The organism is Vibrio sp. 1288 (genome assembly GCF_033344475.1).
This window is the reverse complement of record NZ_JAWPOX010000967.1, coordinates 1-555: the sequence shown is the minus strand read 5'-3', so window position 1 is coordinate 555 and position 555 is coordinate 1. Positions and strand designations below refer to the sequence as shown.

Below are 555 nucleotides of genomic sequence, written 5' to 3'. Positions count from 1 at the left end.
GACCATGTAATATTGCTTGAGCCAGTTCATCGCCTTTAACTGGTTTTTGGAAAAAGTTGACCGCCCCAGCTTGCAACGCATCGACCGCCATCGGTACATCACCATGACCGGTCAGATAAATCACCGCTAATGGGCTGTGCGCCTCATTCAAAAATTGATGAACTTGCTGACCACGAAGGTTAGGCATTCGGCTATCAAGGATCACGCATCCGGCCTGATGAATGTTCACTTCGTCGAGAAAAGATTGCCCATCAGCAAAAGTCGTCACGTTAAAGTCATGCTCCTCCAGCATAAAAGCCAGCGAATCACGTACCGATTCATCATCGTCAACCACATAAACAGGCAGCTGCTTTTCACTGCTGATCATTAACTGCTCCTAAATACCGATTAGTTTTGATAAGGAAACACAAGCTCAACCAAACAGCCGTGCGGCGTGGTCGAAGCAATGAGAAACTCGCCGCCGTGCATTTCCATTACGTCACGACAAATCGCCAGCCCTAACCCAAGTCCTTCGGCTTTAGAGCTCACAAAAGCTTGGGTCGGATTATCTTGTTG

Annotated in this window: 2 protein-coding genes; both read right to left on the bottom strand. The window is 47.9% G+C overall.

What is annotated here, in order from left to right; all coding sequences use genetic code 11:
• The coding region (locus R8O11_RS30380; RefSeq protein WP_318195283.1) for a response regulator transcription factor at positions 1-367 on the bottom strand (367 nt) is incomplete at its 3' end.
• Between the two features lie 20 nt (positions 368-387).
• Positions 388-555 (bottom strand): ATP-binding protein (locus tag R8O11_RS31885; RefSeq protein ID WP_412035100.1); only part of this gene is annotated, 168 nt, incomplete at its 5' end.